The following is a 14,761-nucleotide window of genomic DNA, read 5'->3' on the forward strand; positions in this document are numbered from 1 at the left end:
CGGGCCTCCAGGTTCGTCGGGCCGCCGATGCTGGCCCGATCGGCCCGCGCCGGCATCGGTCGATCGACCGATGCGCAGGTCAGGAGGGGTCCGGTTCCTGGTCTCGGCGCGTGCCGCCGCGTAGCGTCCCGGGCATGTCCGCGGTCGCGGCCGCCCGCGAGCTGCGGTCGTTCCTCCGGCGCCACGGGAGCCGCTCCCCCGGCGCGGCCCGGGCCGTGCTCGCGTCGCTGAGCGACGTCATCCCCGCCGACTGCCTCGCGCTCTCGGTCGCGGAGCCGGCGACGGGCGGGCACCGGACGCTCGCGTCCTCCTACCCCACCGCGATCACGGACCTCATCGACACCCGGATGCACACCGATCGCCTGTTCGCGGTGGTCCGGGACGGCCGGCACGCCGTGCGCGTGCGCGACCTCGAGCCACGCCGTCGCCGCGGTGAGATCTTCGAGCGGATCATCCACCCGCTCGGCTTCCGCGACGGCGTCACGCTGTGCCTGTTCGCGGCGGACGACCGCTACGTCGGCATGCTGAACGCCAGCACCCTCGACGCCCGGCACCCCGACGACGACACGATCGCGCTGCTCGAGCTCCTCGGCCCCGATCTCGCCACCGCGATCGACCCGGTGCCCGTGCCGGCGCCGCGGACGGGCGCCCTCGGCGGGGACGGCGGGGACGGCGGGGACGGTCTGCTCGTCGAGCGCTCCGGGCGCGTCGTCACCCTCTCGGCGGGGGCCCGGCCGGAGCTGGTGCGACCGCCCTCGCCGATCGCGGCCCTCGTTGCGCGCCCGCCGGGCGGTCCGCTCCTCGTCGTCACGGGGGCCGGCGAGGTCGTCGGGGTGGAGCTGCACCCGACGCCCCGCGGGGTGCTCGTCCTGCACCGCGAGATCGACCCGCCCGCCGGGCTGACGGTGCGGGAGCTGGAGGTGCTCGACGGCATCGCCCACGGCATGAGCAATCCCGAGATCGCGCGACGACTGGGGATCCGGCCACGCACGGTCGCCACGCACGTCGAGCACGTCCTCGCGAAGACCGGAGCGCGGAACCGCGCCGCCGCGGCGCGGTGCGCGACGCAGTGGGGTCTCGTGACGGGCTCCCCGGCCGGCTCAGGGCACTGACGACGGGCAGGTCCGCACGGGCGGCCCCGCCCCGATCCGCCCGGCCATCCACGGCAGCGAGTCGGCGAAGGCCTGCGAGAAGACCGCGAACGTATGGGCGCCGCCGGGGATCACGACCGAGCACGTCGCGATGCCCGCCTGACGCGTCATCGGGACCAGGGCACCCGCCGCCGCGGCGGGCTCGGGGTCGGCGTCCCCCACCTCGAACCAGCCCCCGAGCTGGGGGAACCGGTGGGCGGCGAGCAGCGATGCCGGCTCGTGGGCGGCGAAGGCGGCCGCGGACCCGCCGAACAGGGTCGCGACCGCGGAGTCGGTGTCGGCGTTGGTGTCGCCGGCGCGCGGGCCGGCGAGGCCGGCGTAGTCGCCGAACGTGGCGAAGAGATCGGGGTGGCGCAGGGCGAGCATCACCGAGCACGACCCGCCCTCGGAGAGCCCGGCCACCGCCCACGGACGCCCGGGGGCGGCGGTGTGGAAGACGTCGCGGACGAAGCCGGGGACGTCGACGGTCAGGTAGGTCTCCGCCCGGCCCGCGGGGCCGTCGACGCACTCGGTGTCGCCGTCGACGGTGCCGTTGACGTCCGGCATGACGAGGATCGGCGCGCTGCCCCCGTGCGCGGCCGCGTAGGCGTCGGCGGTCGCCGCCGCCTGGCCGCCGTCGAGCCAGTCCTGCGGCGTCCCGGGCGTGCCGTGCAGCAGCATCACCACCGGCAACGACGGGCGCGGGCGTGCGAACCACGCGGGCGGCACGTAGACGGTCGCCGGCCGCCCGGAGAACGCCGACTTCCGCCCCGGGATGGTGATCGTCGTGACGACGCCGCGGTCGGGGCGGTCCTTGCGGGCGAGCAGCGCCGCCAGCTCCACCTCGTCGGACGGCGGGAGCCCGAGCACGTCGCCGAGCGTGCGGAAGTAGTCGAAGTGCGCGTTCACCCCGGCGCCGGACCCGACCAGCAGCAGCAGCGTCGTCACCGAGACCAGCGCGACCTTCCCGGCCCGCGTGATCCGGCCGAGCCTGCTGCGCATCACCAGGGCCAGCACGACGACCACGAGCAGCGCGAGGATCGCGCCCAGACCGAGGAACGAGTCGGTCGTGATGTCGATCTCGCCGATGCTGTCGACGGTCACGGTCGGCTCACGCGGCGCGCGGCGGTGCGTCCGGGGCGGTGCTCGACGGCGACGGCGCGCCGCCGACGGCCGCGGGCACGAACATCGGTCCGAGGCCGGGGACGGCGAGGAAGCCCTCGGCGCCCGCGTAGAGCAGCCCGACCCGGGGCAGGTCGGCGGGGCTGCGGTAGGCCAGCACCCGCGGCAGCCACTGCGGGCCGAACTTCGCGTTGAAGTCGTGCAGCGAGCGGACCTGGAAGAACGGGTTGAGCACCCCGACGGCACGCCGCGCGAGCTTCTGCGTCGCGGTGAACGGCACGTCGTCGGCGAACAGGCGCCCCCACATCGCGAAGTTCATCGACAGCCGCGTGACACCGCGCTCGGCCAGCGCCGTCGCGCTCTGCGCGATGAGGAACTCGGTCATGCCGTTCGGCGCGCCCGGGTCGTGGCGCATGAGGTCGAGCGTGTAGCCGAAGGTCGTGCCGGTGGCCGGGCCGCCGTAGGCCGGGACCAGGCGGAGGAACCCGCCGGGCACGCCGTCGGCGTCCAGGGCGACGCAGAGCAGGAAGTCGCGGTTGGCCTCCGCGCCGGTGACGTCCTGCGACAGCGACATCGTGAAGCCGCGCTCGGGGTCCTTGCCCCGCCACTTCTCCGAGATCGCGTTCAGCGCCGCGACGAGCTTCGGCGAGGCCGCCGACTCGGCGACCATCTGGAAGCGGTGAGTGCGCTCGACGCGGCGCACGGCCGCGCGCACGCTCTTGCGATCACGGCCCTCGAGCGTGAACGAGGGGCAGTCGATGATCGCCTCGTCGCCGAGGTAGAACGACCGGAAGCCCCGCGACGCGAGCAGCCCGCCCTCGCGGGTGTCCTCCTCGCGGGCCGCGAGGAAGGCGGGCGTCCAGGCGCGCTGCGCGCACATGGCGAGGAACTCGTCGACCACGGCCGGCAGCGAGGCCTCGTCGCCGATCGGGTCGCCCGCCGCGAGGGCGTAGCCGCCGAGGTAGGTGTAGGCGATCATCGCGCGGCCGTCGGAGCCGAAGAAGAAACTCTTGTCGTCGCGCAGCGCGAAGGCGGCGAGGGTGTCCCAGCCGTAGGTGTGCACCAGCGTCTCCGCGCGCGTCCAGTCGTCGCGGGTGTGCGGGTCGCGGGCGGTGAGCGGCCGGAACAGCAGGACGAGGAAGACCACCAGTCCGACCACGCCCAGGGCGAGCAGCGCGGCGGGGAAGGTGTCGGCGAACAGCCGCCGGGAGAACGTGTAGGGCCCGTCGAGCCCGACCAGCCCCCCGAAGATCGTCCCGAGGCCGCCGGCGAAGGTCAGCGGCGGCGTCATCCGACCGCTCTGCAGGCCGAGCGAGACGAAGCCGAACGCCAGGACGGCGGCCAGGTAGATCGGGACGAACCGCACCAGCCGCAGCAGCGACGGCGGGTCGGCGGGTGCCCGGAAGTACCCGCGGGCGACCACGAGCAGCACGAGCAGCGCCACGCTGATGGCGAGCCCGACCTGGTGCGGGCCCTTGAGCACGTGGGCGAGCACCGCGAGCGCGGACAGCGCGACGGCCACGCGCCACGCGGCCCGTTTGCGTTTGGCGAGCTGGTCGGCCAGCAGCAGGAGGAGCAGCCCGATCGCGGCCGAGAGGACGTGCCCGGTGACCGCGAACCACGGCGGCACGAGGTCGAGCCCCACCCGGTCACCGAGGCGCTCGTGGACGATCGGGAGGTGCACCAGCAGGTGCAGCAGCCCGGCCAGCGCGGTCAGCCCCGCCACGACCGAGACCACCCAGGGCCGTCGCTCGGACTCCTCCGGCGGTGGTGGGGTCGGCGCGGTCGCGAGGGCCGAGCCGCCGACGCCCGCGCCCACCGGCACCGACGGGGTCGCCGCGGCCAGCGCGGCCGCCGGCATCGGCGTCGGCGGCAGCACCGGCCGGTGCGCCCCGCCCGGGCCGCCGCCCGGCGGCGGGGCGAACTCGGGGCGCAGGGTCGGGAAGAGGATGACCTCGCGGATCGAGTCGACGCTCGCGAGCAGCATGACGAGGCGGTCGATGCCGATGCCCAGCCCGCCGGTGGGCGGCAGGCCGTACTCGAGCGCGCGGACGTAGTCGAGGTCGATGTCGCCGGCCTCGGGATCGCCGTCGCGCTTGGCCTGCGCCTCCTCCTCGAAGGCCGCCATCTGCTCGCCCGGGTCGTTCTGTTCCGAGTACGCGTTGCACAGCTCGAACCCGGCGACGATCAGCTCGAAGCGCTCGCTGTAGGCCGGGTCGTCACGGTGGGCGCGGGCGAGCGGGGACACCTCGCGGGGGTAGTCGATGCAGAAGACGGGGCCGACGACGTCGTGCTGGACGCGCTCGTCGTAGACCTCCTTCATCAGCCGGCCCGCGCCCCAGCCCTGCTCCCAGGCGAGGCCGAGGCGGTCGAGGGCCGCCCGGGCGTCGGCGATCGGCATCTCCGGGTGCATCACGGCGCCGGTCTTCTCGGCGATCATGTCGGCGAAGCGGCGGCGCGGCCACGGCGGCCGCAGATCGATCTCCTGCCCCTGGTAGCGGACCGTCAGCTCGTCACCCAGCGCGGCGCGCGCCGCGGCGGTGACCATCCCCTCGGTCAGGTCCATCATGTCGTGGTAGTCGGCGAAGGCCTGGTAGGCCTCGAGCATCGTGAACTCGGGGTTGTGCCGGGTGTCGACTCCCTCGTTGCGGAACACCCGCCCGATCTCGAACACCCGCTCCATGCCGCCGACGATCAGCCGCTTGAGGTGCAGCTCGAGGGCGATCCGCAGGTACATGTCGAGGTCGAGCGCGTTGTGGTGCGTGACGAACGGCCGCGCCGACGCCCCGCCCTGGATGCTCTGCAGCACCGGGCCCTCGACCTCGGTGAAGCCCTGGTCGGCGAGGTGCGAGCGGATCGCGTGCACGGCCGCGTGGCGGATGCGGAAGATCTCGCGGGTGCGCTCGTTGACCTGCAGGTCGGCGTAGCGCTGCCGGTAGCGGGTCTCGACGTCGGTGAGCCCGTGGTGGCCGCCGGCGGGTGGGCGCAGCGCCTTGGCCAGCAGCGCGGCCTCCTCGACGCGGATCGAGAGCTCACCCCGCCGGGTGGTCATGACGACGCCGGCGACGCCGACCCAGTCGCCGCGGTCCAGGTCGTCGATCGCCGCGTGGACGTCGTGGCCGACCACCGCGGTGTCGACGAAGAGCTGGATCGTGCCGGTGCGGTCGCGCAGCGTCCCGAAGCTCAGCCCGCCCTGGCGGCGGAGACCGGTCAGGCGGCCCGCGATCTGGACGCGGACGTCGGTGACGGTGTCCGGCGGCAGGTCGGTGTGCTCGTCGCGGATCTCCGCGATCGCGTGGTCCACCGGCCAGCGGTAGGGCTCGGTCTCCCCGGCGGCCCGACGTGCCGCGAGCTTGGCCGCCCGGAGCTCCTGCTGTCCGAGGTGCGTGAGGTGGGCGTCCGTCGGGGCGTCCATGTCAGCGCGCTCCCTCCTGCTCCTTCGGCGCCTCCTCCGGCGGCGGGCCCGGGGTGGCTGGGCTCGTCGGGGCGGGGGTGGTCGGGGCGGGGGTGGCCGGGGCGGGGTCGTCGGGCGCGCCGGCGATCGCCTCCACGACGGCGTCCCAGCGCCGCCGGTCGCGCTCGGGGAACCGGCGCCGCGCCCGGGCCGCCTTCCGCGAGCCCTCGCGGTAGCGCCACCGCGCCCAGGGCGACGTCGGGCGGGCCAGGCGCAGGGCACCGACGAGCGAGAACACCGGCACGAGCAGGCCGAGCAGGCCGAGCAGCGGGCGGCCCTTGAACAGGGCGACGACCGAGAGCAGGCCGCCGACGACGATCGTCACGACCACCGCCACGACGCCGTCGTTCGTGTCGGAGTCGAACGGGTTGGCGCCGACCACGAGCAGGGCCATCAGCGCGCCGACGACGAGCACAGCGTCGACCGAGACCCGGCCCTCGCGCTCCCAGTAGACGTCGGAGAGGTGCAGCCAGAGGGCGAACTCGTCGAGGGTCAGCGCGGCGCCGGCGCCGAACGCGGCGGCCAGGACGTAGAGCCACGGCGGCTCGGGCTGGTAGGTGAACTCACCGACGCCGGCCAGGAGCATGAGGAAGATGCCCCAGACCAGGTGGTGCAGGTGCACGCCGCCGACCGACTGGTTGCGGAACGGCCCTTTGCCGGCCCGGATCATCCGCACGATCACGCGGGTGAGCACGAAGACGGCGACGAACGACCCGAGCATCCAGGCCGCGGCGGCGCGGTGCTCGATGTCGAGGGTGATGGTCACGGCACCTCCGCCGGGACGGGCGCCGGGGCCGCCGCCGCGGAGGACCGCGACAGCGCCGCGGTCGCGGCGATCATGAGGGCGACGAGCACGGCGACGAGCGCCCACTCCACGCCGTCGGCGCGTACCTGTTCGGACAGGACGACCACGCCGAGCACGGCCGCGACCACCGGCTCGCCCACGGTCACGGCGGGCAGCGACGCCGCCAGGGGGCCGGCGCCGAAGGCCGTCTGCTGCAGGAACGTGCCCCCGGCGATGGCGGCGACGACCGCCCAGGTCTCCCACGAGGTCAGCAGCTCGACCACGCCGTCGCCCAGCGCGTCGACCACCGACTTCGTCAGGGCCGCGACCAGCCCGTAGACGAGGCCCGTCGCCACGGCGAGCATCGCGGCGCGGCGCGGCCCGCGGCGGCGCCCGGCCAGCAGCACGCACGCGGCGACGAGCGCGAGCAGCACGACCAGTGACGGCGTCCAGGTGCGCAGCGGGGCCCGGTCGGCCCCGGCCGTGGGCTCGCCCACGACGACGAACAGCGCGAGGGCGGCGACGAGGACGCCCGCCCACACCACCTCGGTCCGCCCGATGCGCCGCCCGGTCAGGCGCGCCTCGAGCGGCAGCGCGAACAGCACGGTGGTGACGAGCAGCGGCTGCACGAGCAGCAGGGCGCCGAGCCCGAGGGCGGCGGCCTGCACCACGAAGCCGCCGGTGTCGCCGACCGTGCCCGCCCACCAGCGGGGGGAGCGCACGAGACGGGCGATCAGGCGCCCGCCGCGCGCCTCCTCGTCGGGCACGTCGGCCGCCGCGCCGCGCTGGGCGACCGACGCGATCGCGAAGAGCAGCGCGGCGAGCACCGCGAGCGCGCCCGCGAGCAGCGTCACCACGTCGTCCCGTCGCCGGCCGTCACCCGGACAGTGCAACACCGCGCAGGTACGCAGCGCGACATCCCGACGATCACGCCACCCGATCGGTGCACGGAGGTCCGATTCCGCTGTCGTGATCATGACAGTGCGTGCGATGCGTCCGCATCACCGGGGCGGGATGCGGCGTTTGGGAGGATGCGCCGGATGCGCGCGACCGCGGCCGTGACCGCCACCGCTCTCCCGGCCCTCGCGCTGGCGTTCCTCGGCAGCACCCACCCCGCGGTGCTGACCCCCGAGACGGCCCCGTGGTGGCGCGACCTGCACGTCATCGGCCTCGTCCTGTTCCCGCTGCTCGCGCTCGGGCCCTGGGCGGTCGTGCACGTGTCCCGGCCGGCGGGCCCGCTCGGGTGGGTGTTCTCGGGGCTCGCCGCCGTCCTCGGGCTCGTCTACGCGGGCTTCTACGGCGCGCTCGACGCCCTGGCCGGCGTGGGCGGCGGGCACGAGACCATGCGCATGGGTCCCGGGCCCTGGGTCGGGTGGCTGTTCGAGATCGCCGACGAGCTCGGTGTCGTCGGGTCCTACGCCTACCTCGCCGCGACGCTGCTCGCCGCGGTCCTGGCCCTCGTCCGCGCCCCGGGGCTCTGGCGCCTCCTGGGCGGCGTCGGGGCGCTGTTCGCCGTCGTCGGCGCCTGGTCGTTCCTGACCAGCCACATCTACTACCCGTTCGGCGTCGCGACGATGGTCATGCTGGCGATCGGCCTCACCCTGCTCGCGGTCGCCGCGACCCGGCGGACCACCCGACCGTCGACGACGACCGGTCCGCGACCCGCGGTGGACGCGACCTCGACGTGACCCGTCCGGCTCGGCTTCGATGACCCGATGTCCGGCCGCCTGTCCCGCCTGCGCCACACCCTCAACGTGCGGTTGGTGCGTGCCGTCGAACGCGGGGTCGGGAACGCCGTCGACGGGCGCGTGCTGCCGCGCCTCGACGCGCTCGACGCCGACGCGCGGTCGCGCCGGGCCGAGCTCGGCGAGCTCCGCTCGGCGGTCGACGGCCTGCGCAGCGACCTCGCCGCGCTGCGCCACGAGCTCCACGCCCGGGAGGTCCGTGACCGCCGGGACATGCTCGCCGCGGGCGAACGGGACGCCGTGACGTCGAGCGCGCGCTACGTGCGCGACGCCATGCCCGGGGCCCGCACGTTCCCGCACCCCGACGACACCCTGGCCCACGCCCTGGGCCTCGCCCCCGCCGGCGGACTCGCGCTCGAGTTCGGGGTCTACAGCGGGCGCACGCTGCGGACGATCGCCCGTGCGCGCGGCGACGGCCGGGTCTACGGCTTCGACTCGTTCCAGGGCCTGCCCGAGGACTGGCGGGCCGGGTTCACGGCCGGCACGTTCGACGACGTCGAGCCGCCCGAGGTGCCGGGCGCGGAGCTCGTGGTCGGCTGGTTCGCCGACACGCTGCCAGCGTTCCTCGCCGAGCACCCCGGGCCGGTGGACCTCCTGCACCTCGACGCCGACCTCTACTCCTCGACCGCCACCGTGCTCGCGCAGGTCGGCCCCCGCCTGCGTCCCGGATCCGTGGTGGTGTTCGACGAGTACCTCAACCACCCGGGCTGGGAGGAGGGCGAGCACCGCGCCTGGACGGAGTACGTCGAGAGCACCGGCCTGACCTTCACCTACGAGGCGTTCACCCACGACAACGAACAGGTCGTCGCGGTGGTCACAGGTGTGCCGTCCCAGGTTCCGGCCCAGGTCCCGCGGGGTAGTGAGGTGTCCACAGGCCCCGATCGCTGATCCGACCGGACGAACCGCCCGGTCCGCCCCAGGGCGGTACGACGTGCACCCGGCGTCACCGGATCGTTGCTCCCGGTGGACCCCGGTGTGAACGGTCGCGAGCGGGAAGGGCACAGTCCGAGGCGATGACTTCCACGGCCGACGAGCGCGTCCGGCCGGGGAGCCAGGTGGATGCGCCGGCCCCCGACCGCCCCACCGCGGAGATTCCCGCGGCGCCCGTGTCGGGGCGCCAGCCGAGCGACGGCTCACGGTTCCGACCCGAGATCGAGGGCCTCCGCGCGGTCGCGTCCCTGCTGGTCGTCATCTACCACGTGTGGATCGGCCGGGTGTCCGGCGGCGTCGACGTCTTCTTCGCGCTGACCGGCTTCCTCGCCGCCGGCCAGCTGGTGCGGGCCTCCGAGCGCGGCGGGGTGGACCTGCTCGCGCAGTGGGGCCGCACCCTGCGGCGACTGGTGCCGCCGGCCGCGGTCGTGCTCGCGGGGACCCTGCTCGCGAGCCTGGTGTTCCTGCCGGAGTCACGCTGGCCGCAGGCGGTCCGCGAGATGGTGGCCTCCGCGTTCTTCGTCGAGAACTGGCGCCTGGCCGCCGACGCGGTCGACTACTACGCCTCGCACAACACGCAGAGCGTGGTGCAGCACTTCTGGTCGCTGTCGATCCAGGGCCAGTTCGCCGTGGCCTTCCCCGTCCTCGTGGCCGTCGTCGCGCTGATCGCCCGTCGCCGCGGGTGGGGGGTGCGCCCGGCCGTGGTGGCCGTGCTGCTCGCGGTCACCGTCGCGTCGCTCGCCTGGTCGATCACCTCGACCGCGACCGACCAGACCTTCGCGTACTTCGACGCGTTCACGCGCCTCTGGGAGTTCACGCTCGGCGGGCTGCTCGCGCTCGGGGTGCACCGGCTGCGGCTGCCCGTCTGGGCCGGCGTCCTCGTGGGCTGGGCCGGGCTCGCCGGGCTCGCGGCGTGCGGCATGGTGCTCGATGTCGAGGGCGGGTTCCCCGGCTACCTCGCGCTCTGGCCGGTGCTGTGCGCCGCCGCCGTGATCGTCGCCGGCGACACCGACCACCGTCTGGGCAGCGTGCGGTTCCTGTCGTCGCGCCCGATGCAGTACCTCGGCAGCATCAGCTTCCCGCTCTACCTCTGGCACTGGCCGGTGCTGCTGCTCGCCCAGGCCGAGGACTCCAGCGAGCGACCGGGGCTCTACCTGGGCACGGCCGTCGTCGCGACGTCGCTGCTGCTCGCCGCCGCCACGCGGCACTTCGTGGAGGACCCGCTCCTGCGGCGCGGACGCCGGCAGGCGCGCACGCGGTTCGGCGACCACCGGGTGGCGTTCGCGGCGCTCGTCCCCGTGCTCGTGCTCACGCTCGCCTGGCACGGTCTGACGGTCGCCCGCGCCACCCCCTCGGGTGTCGTGGGGGACACCGACCACCCGGGGGCGATGGCCCTCGCGCCGGGCTTCGTCGACCGCGGCAACCGCGACGCCGAGGCGATCCCGCCCGCGGTGTCCGCCTACGAGGACTGGGTGCACTACAAGGACGCCGGGACGGGCTGCTCCGGCGTGCCCGACCAGCCCGCGCTCGAGGAGTGCACCTTCGTCCCGTCCCCCGACCCGACGGCCCGCACCATCGTCGTCGTCGGTGACTCGCACATGCAGCAGTTCCTCCCGGCCGTGGCGCCGATCGCCCGGGAACGCGGATGGCAGGTCAAGACGCTGATCCGGCCCGGGTGCCCGCTGTCGACCACGTCGGAGTCGAACGTCGGCGAGGCCGACTGCATCGCCTGGAACCAGCAGGCGCTCGCCGCCCTGGCCGCCCAGCGACCGGCCCTCGTCGTCAGCCAGGCGTCCCACAACGTGCGCCCCGGCCCGACCGAGGCCACACCGCCCGGGATGGTCGCGGCGTGGGAGGACCTGGCCACGGCCGGCGTCCCGGTGATGGCGGTGCGGGACAACCCTCGCTACGACTACGCCCCGCCGGGCTGCGTCGACACCCACGGCCGCGACGCGGCGGACTGCAACGTCCCGCGCAGCGCGATCTACCCCTCCGGCCCGCCGGTGCCGGCCGGCATCCCGTCGACGGTCTCGGTGCTCGACCTGGCCAACAGCATCTGCCTGCCCACGGTCTGCCCGCCGGAGATCGGGCGGGTCATGGTCTACCTCGACGACAACCACCTCACGGCCACCTTCACGACCTCGCTGGCCCCGGTGGTGGGGCAGCGCATCGCGTCCCTGATCGGGTCGTGAACCCCCGCCTCCTACCCTGGAGACGGTCCGCCCGTCCCCGGCATGCCGACCCGACGCCGGGCCCGACCCCTGGGAGCCTGTCCGTATGACCGACGTCGCCACCCTCTCCAGTCCCCGCGAGATCGAGGACGCCGGCGACGGGGCACGTCTGGTGGTGGGCCGCGGCCTGTTCTCCGGCCCCGTCGCCGAGGTCCCGGACGAGCTCTACATCGAGGTCCTGCGCGGACAGGCCGAACGGCGGCGCCACCACGTGCGCGTCGGCGCGTTCAGCCATGTCGGGACCAACACCTACTTCGGCCGCTTCCCCGCCAGCTACTGGCAGCGCTGGACGACCGCGACCGAGGTCCGGTTCGAGGGTCGCACCCGGGGCGCGGGACGGGTGATGCTGCGGGCGTCGGACACCAACGGCGTGCCGCGCACGCTCGCGGTGCACGACGCCCAGGCCGAGGACCTGCGCCTCTCCGCCCCGCTCGACCGTTTCCTCGACGGCGGCGGGCTCTGGATCGAGATCGTCACCGACGACGCCGAGCTGGTGCTGCACGACGCCCGCTGGACGGTGGCGGCGCCGGCCACGGACCGGGGCGCGTCCGTCGTGGTCTGCACCCACAACCGCGCCGACGACTGCATCGCCACCCTGCAGGCGCTCACCGCCGAGCACGACGTGCCGGCGCTCCTCGACGAGGTCGTCGTCGTGGACCAGGGCACCGACCGGATCGACACCCGCGACGGGTTCGCCGACGTCGCCGCCCGACTCGGCGACCGCTTCCGCTACCTGCCCCAGCCCAACCTCGGTGGCTCCGGGGGGTTCACCCGAGGGCTCTACGAGGTCGTGTCGGGAGCCGGGGGTGACGTCGACGTCCTGTTCATGGACGACGACATCCGCTGCGAGCCCGAGGTGGTGGTGCGGCTCGCGGCCTTCGGGAAATGCGTGGCCGACCCGACGATCGTCGGCGCGCAGATGCTCAACCTGCTGCACCCGACCCAGGTGCTCGCGGGCGCCGAGTACGCCGTGCTCACCGACCTCACCAACGGGCACGTCAGCCCGGGCGCGGTCGGCGAGTCCGACGTGACCGCGCACTTCCCGGACGGCACCAAGAACGTGCAGGACCGCCGCGTGGACGCGGGCTACACGGGCTGGTGGTCGTGCCTCATCCCGTCCGAGCTGGTGCACCGCGCCGGCTACCCGCTGCCGCTGTTCTTCCAGTGGGACGACGTCGAGTACTGCTACCGCGCCCGCGCCCACGGCGTCCCCACCGTCACCCTGCCGGGAGCGGGCGTGTGGCACGCCGACTTCCCCTGGAAGGACTGGGACGACTGGCACCGGTACTTCAACCTGCGCAACGCCATGATCACCGCGGCGCTGCACTCGCCCTTCCCGGTGCGGCACGTGACCGGCGTGCTGGCCGACCTCCTCGGGCGCTACCTGGTCGCGATGAACTACGGCCTGGCCGCGACGCTCGTCGCGGCCGTCGAGGACTTCCTCGCCGGCCCGCGGGTGCTCGACGACGGCGGTGTCGCGGCGGTCGCGCGCATCCGGGCGCTGCGGGCGGGCCACGGTGAGACGGTCGCGCACCGCGTCACGGAGGCCCCGGGCATGGCGCCGACCGACATGGAGATCGCGCGATCCGGTCCGGAGCCGACCCGCGACCGGCTCGTCATGGCCAAGCGCATCGCCCAGCAGCTCCTCGGCCGGACCCCCCGGCACGCGGGGCTCATCGGGGCCGGCGAAGCACACTGGTGGCACGTCGGCCTGTTCGATCGTGTCGCGGTGTCCGACGCCGGCCAGGGCGGGGTGCGGGTGCGTCGCCGCGACCCCGAGGCCCTGAAGACCCTGGGTCGCGAGGGTGCCCGCGTCCTGTGGCGGCTCACCCGTGAGGGTGCCGCCGCGCGCGAGTCCTGGCGCACTGCCGCGCCCCGCCTGACCGCGGCGGAGAACTGGCGTCGTCTGTTCGAGGGCCGGTGACCCGTCAGCGGAGCGGCCCACAGGCCGGTCCGTCGAGGGCGCGGCAGTCGGAGGTCGCGGGGTAGTAGCGCAGCACGTCATCCGTGGTCAGCGGCGGGGGGCGTCCGTTGTCGGCGTCGAGGAGATACAGCAGCGCGAGCGTCCGCGTGCCGCCGTAGCCCTCGCCGACCTGGGTGGGTGTGAGACGTCCGGCCCGCAGCGCCGCGGCGAGGTCGCCGAGCGTGGAGGCCTGGGTGGCACCGGGGGCCACGGGCAGCGGCCAGTCGGTGACCATGTGCCGCTCGCCGCTCGCGAGCTCCTGACGCCACCCCACCAGGCCGACGGCCATGGGGGCGGCGACGGCGAGCGCCGTCGCCGCCGCGAGCAGCGCCGTCCACCACGGCCGGCGATGAGCGAGCACGTCGAGGGCCACGCCGGTCAGCAGTGCCGCGACGAGGGCCAGGGCGACGACCCGCCGCGCGCCGGGGACACCGCTCGAGACGGCGTAGAGCGCGACACAGGACAGCGCGACGAGCACCCAGGGCCAGACCGCGCGGAACCGCGCCACCGCCGCCACGACCACCCCCACCACGAGGACCGCGGCCGGGACGGGCCCGCCGAGCGTCGGGAGGCCGGTGGCGTAGTAGTAGGACCCCCCGGAGCGCACGGCGTACGTGAGCACCTCGGCGAGGTGCTGACCGGCGGCCCCGGGGTCCGGCCCGGCCCGGCCCCCGCCGGTGACGATGAGCCCGCCGTTGTGCCACCACGCCAGGGGTGCGACGACCACGGCGACCCCGGCGGCGATCCCGAGCAGGGCGCCGAGGGCGTCGAGGGGCCGCCGGATCCGCGCGAGCAGCACGACCGCGACGGCGACCGCCCACGCGAGCCCCGCGGTGTAGAGCGACACCGAGACCCCGGCGAGGAGGCCGCCGACCGGCCACCACCGCCGTCCTGAGGTCGCGACGTAGAGCGCGGCCATGCCGGCCAGCGCGTCCAGCGGGGTCTCGATGGCGACCCAGGCCAAGGAGCTCACCCCCGGCACGAGCACGACGAGGACGGCGGCGGCGACCGCACCGACCCGCGCGCAGCTCAGCCGCCGGCGGGCCACGGCGAACGCGAGCGGTGCGAGCAGCGCGCTCGCGACCGCCTTCGCGGCGCGCGGGGAGAACAGGGTGTAGCCGTCCCACAGCCCCTGCAGGCGGCCGGTGAGCAGGTAGAACAGCTGCCCGCCGACGTTGGTGCTCCACTCCGAGGGCTGCCAGTGCAGCGCGAGCGCGAGCGCGTCGCGGTGCGCGATCGACGCCTCTTCGCCCGTCAGCACCCCCTGCGCCGTCGGGCCGGCCTCGACCCACAGGAACCACGCCCCGGCGGCGACCCCGAGGACGAGGGCCAGCAGGAGGTCCGCCGCGCAGGGACGCCCGGGCTGCGCCCCGCTGCTCACCGACCGATCATGACACGGTCG

Annotated in this window: 10 protein-coding genes; 5 read left to right on the forward strand and 5 right to left on the reverse strand. The window is 75.0% G+C overall.

What is annotated here, in order from left to right:
• The first annotated feature begins 134 nt into the window (after window positions 1–134).
• On the forward strand, window positions 135–1,112 hold the full coding sequence (locus ACR9E3_RS23030; RefSeq protein ID WP_460382913.1) for a helix-turn-helix transcriptional regulator: 978 nt from the start codon (window positions 135–137) through the stop codon (window positions 1,110–1,112).
• On the opposite strand, the gene ACR9E3_RS23035 is transcribed toward ACR9E3_RS23030, so the two are convergent.
• Genes ACR9E3_RS23035 through ACR9E3_RS23050 form a run of 4 tightly spaced genes read right to left on the reverse strand, consistent with a single transcriptional unit; the run spans window position 1,101 to window position 7,344 of the window.
• On the reverse strand, window positions 1,101–2,234 hold the full coding sequence (locus ACR9E3_RS23035) for an alpha/beta hydrolase (protein WP_460382914.1): 1,134 nt from the start codon (window positions 2,232–2,234) through the stop codon (window positions 1,101–1,103). The two genes, ACR9E3_RS23030 and ACR9E3_RS23035, sit on opposite strands and share 12 nt — an antisense overlap.
• Before the next feature lie 7 nt (window positions 2,235–2,241).
• Window positions 2,242–5,667, reverse strand: coding sequence for a lysine--tRNA ligase (gene lysS, locus ACR9E3_RS23040; RefSeq protein WP_460382916.1), 3,426 nt, complete (start codon window positions 5,665–5,667; stop codon window positions 2,242–2,244).
• 1 nt (window position 5,668) lies between these two features.
• Window positions 5,669–6,472: a hypothetical protein gene (locus ACR9E3_RS23045; protein ID WP_460382917.1), complete on the reverse strand. Its 804-nt coding sequence runs from the start codon at window positions 6,470–6,472 to the stop codon at window positions 5,669–5,671.
• Window positions 6,469–7,344: a DMT family transporter gene (locus ACR9E3_RS23050; RefSeq protein ID WP_460382918.1), complete on the reverse strand. Its 876-nt coding sequence runs from the start codon at window positions 7,342–7,344 to the stop codon at window positions 6,469–6,471. The genes ACR9E3_RS23045 and ACR9E3_RS23050 overlap by 4 nt, the downstream gene beginning before the upstream one ends.
• Before the next feature lie 186 nt (window positions 7,345–7,530).
• Here ACR9E3_RS23050 and ACR9E3_RS23055 point away from each other — a divergent pair, with 186 nt between their 5' ends.
• The 4 genes from ACR9E3_RS23055 (at window position 7,531) to ACR9E3_RS23070 (ending at window position 13,320) form a co-directional block, all read left to right on the forward strand.
• The gene (locus tag ACR9E3_RS23055; protein WP_460382919.1) at window positions 7,531–8,178 is read left to right on the forward strand and encodes a hypothetical protein; all 648 of its coding nucleotides are present in this window, start codon (window positions 7,531–7,533) and stop codon (window positions 8,176–8,178) included.
• A gap of 27 nt (window positions 8,179–8,205) precedes the next feature.
• Window positions 8,206–9,123 carry a class I SAM-dependent methyltransferase gene (locus ACR9E3_RS23060; protein WP_460382921.1) on the forward strand — a complete coding sequence of 306 codons (918 nt, stop codon included), beginning with the start codon at window positions 8,206–8,208 and terminating at the stop codon, window positions 9,121–9,123.
• 125 nt (window positions 9,124–9,248) lie between these two features.
• Complete coding sequence (locus tag ACR9E3_RS23065) at window positions 9,249–11,357, forward strand: acyltransferase family protein (RefSeq protein WP_460382922.1); 2,109 nt, start codon at window positions 9,249–9,251, stop codon at window positions 11,355–11,357.
• 85 nt (window positions 11,358–11,442) lie between these two features.
• On the forward strand, window positions 11,443–13,320 hold the full coding sequence (locus tag ACR9E3_RS23070) for a glycosyltransferase (RefSeq protein ID WP_460382923.1): 1,878 nt from the start codon (window positions 11,443–11,445) through the stop codon (window positions 13,318–13,320).
• A 4-nt stretch (window positions 13,321–13,324) separates the two neighbouring features.
• On the opposite strand, the gene ACR9E3_RS23075 is transcribed toward ACR9E3_RS23070, so the two are convergent.
• Complete coding sequence (locus ACR9E3_RS23075; RefSeq protein ID WP_460382924.1) at window positions 13,325–14,740, reverse strand: hypothetical protein; 1,416 nt, start codon at window positions 14,738–14,740, stop codon at window positions 13,325–13,327.
• Window positions 14,741–14,761: the final 21 nt, after the last annotated feature.

This window comes from Actinomycetospora sp. C-140, assembly GCF_054796175.1.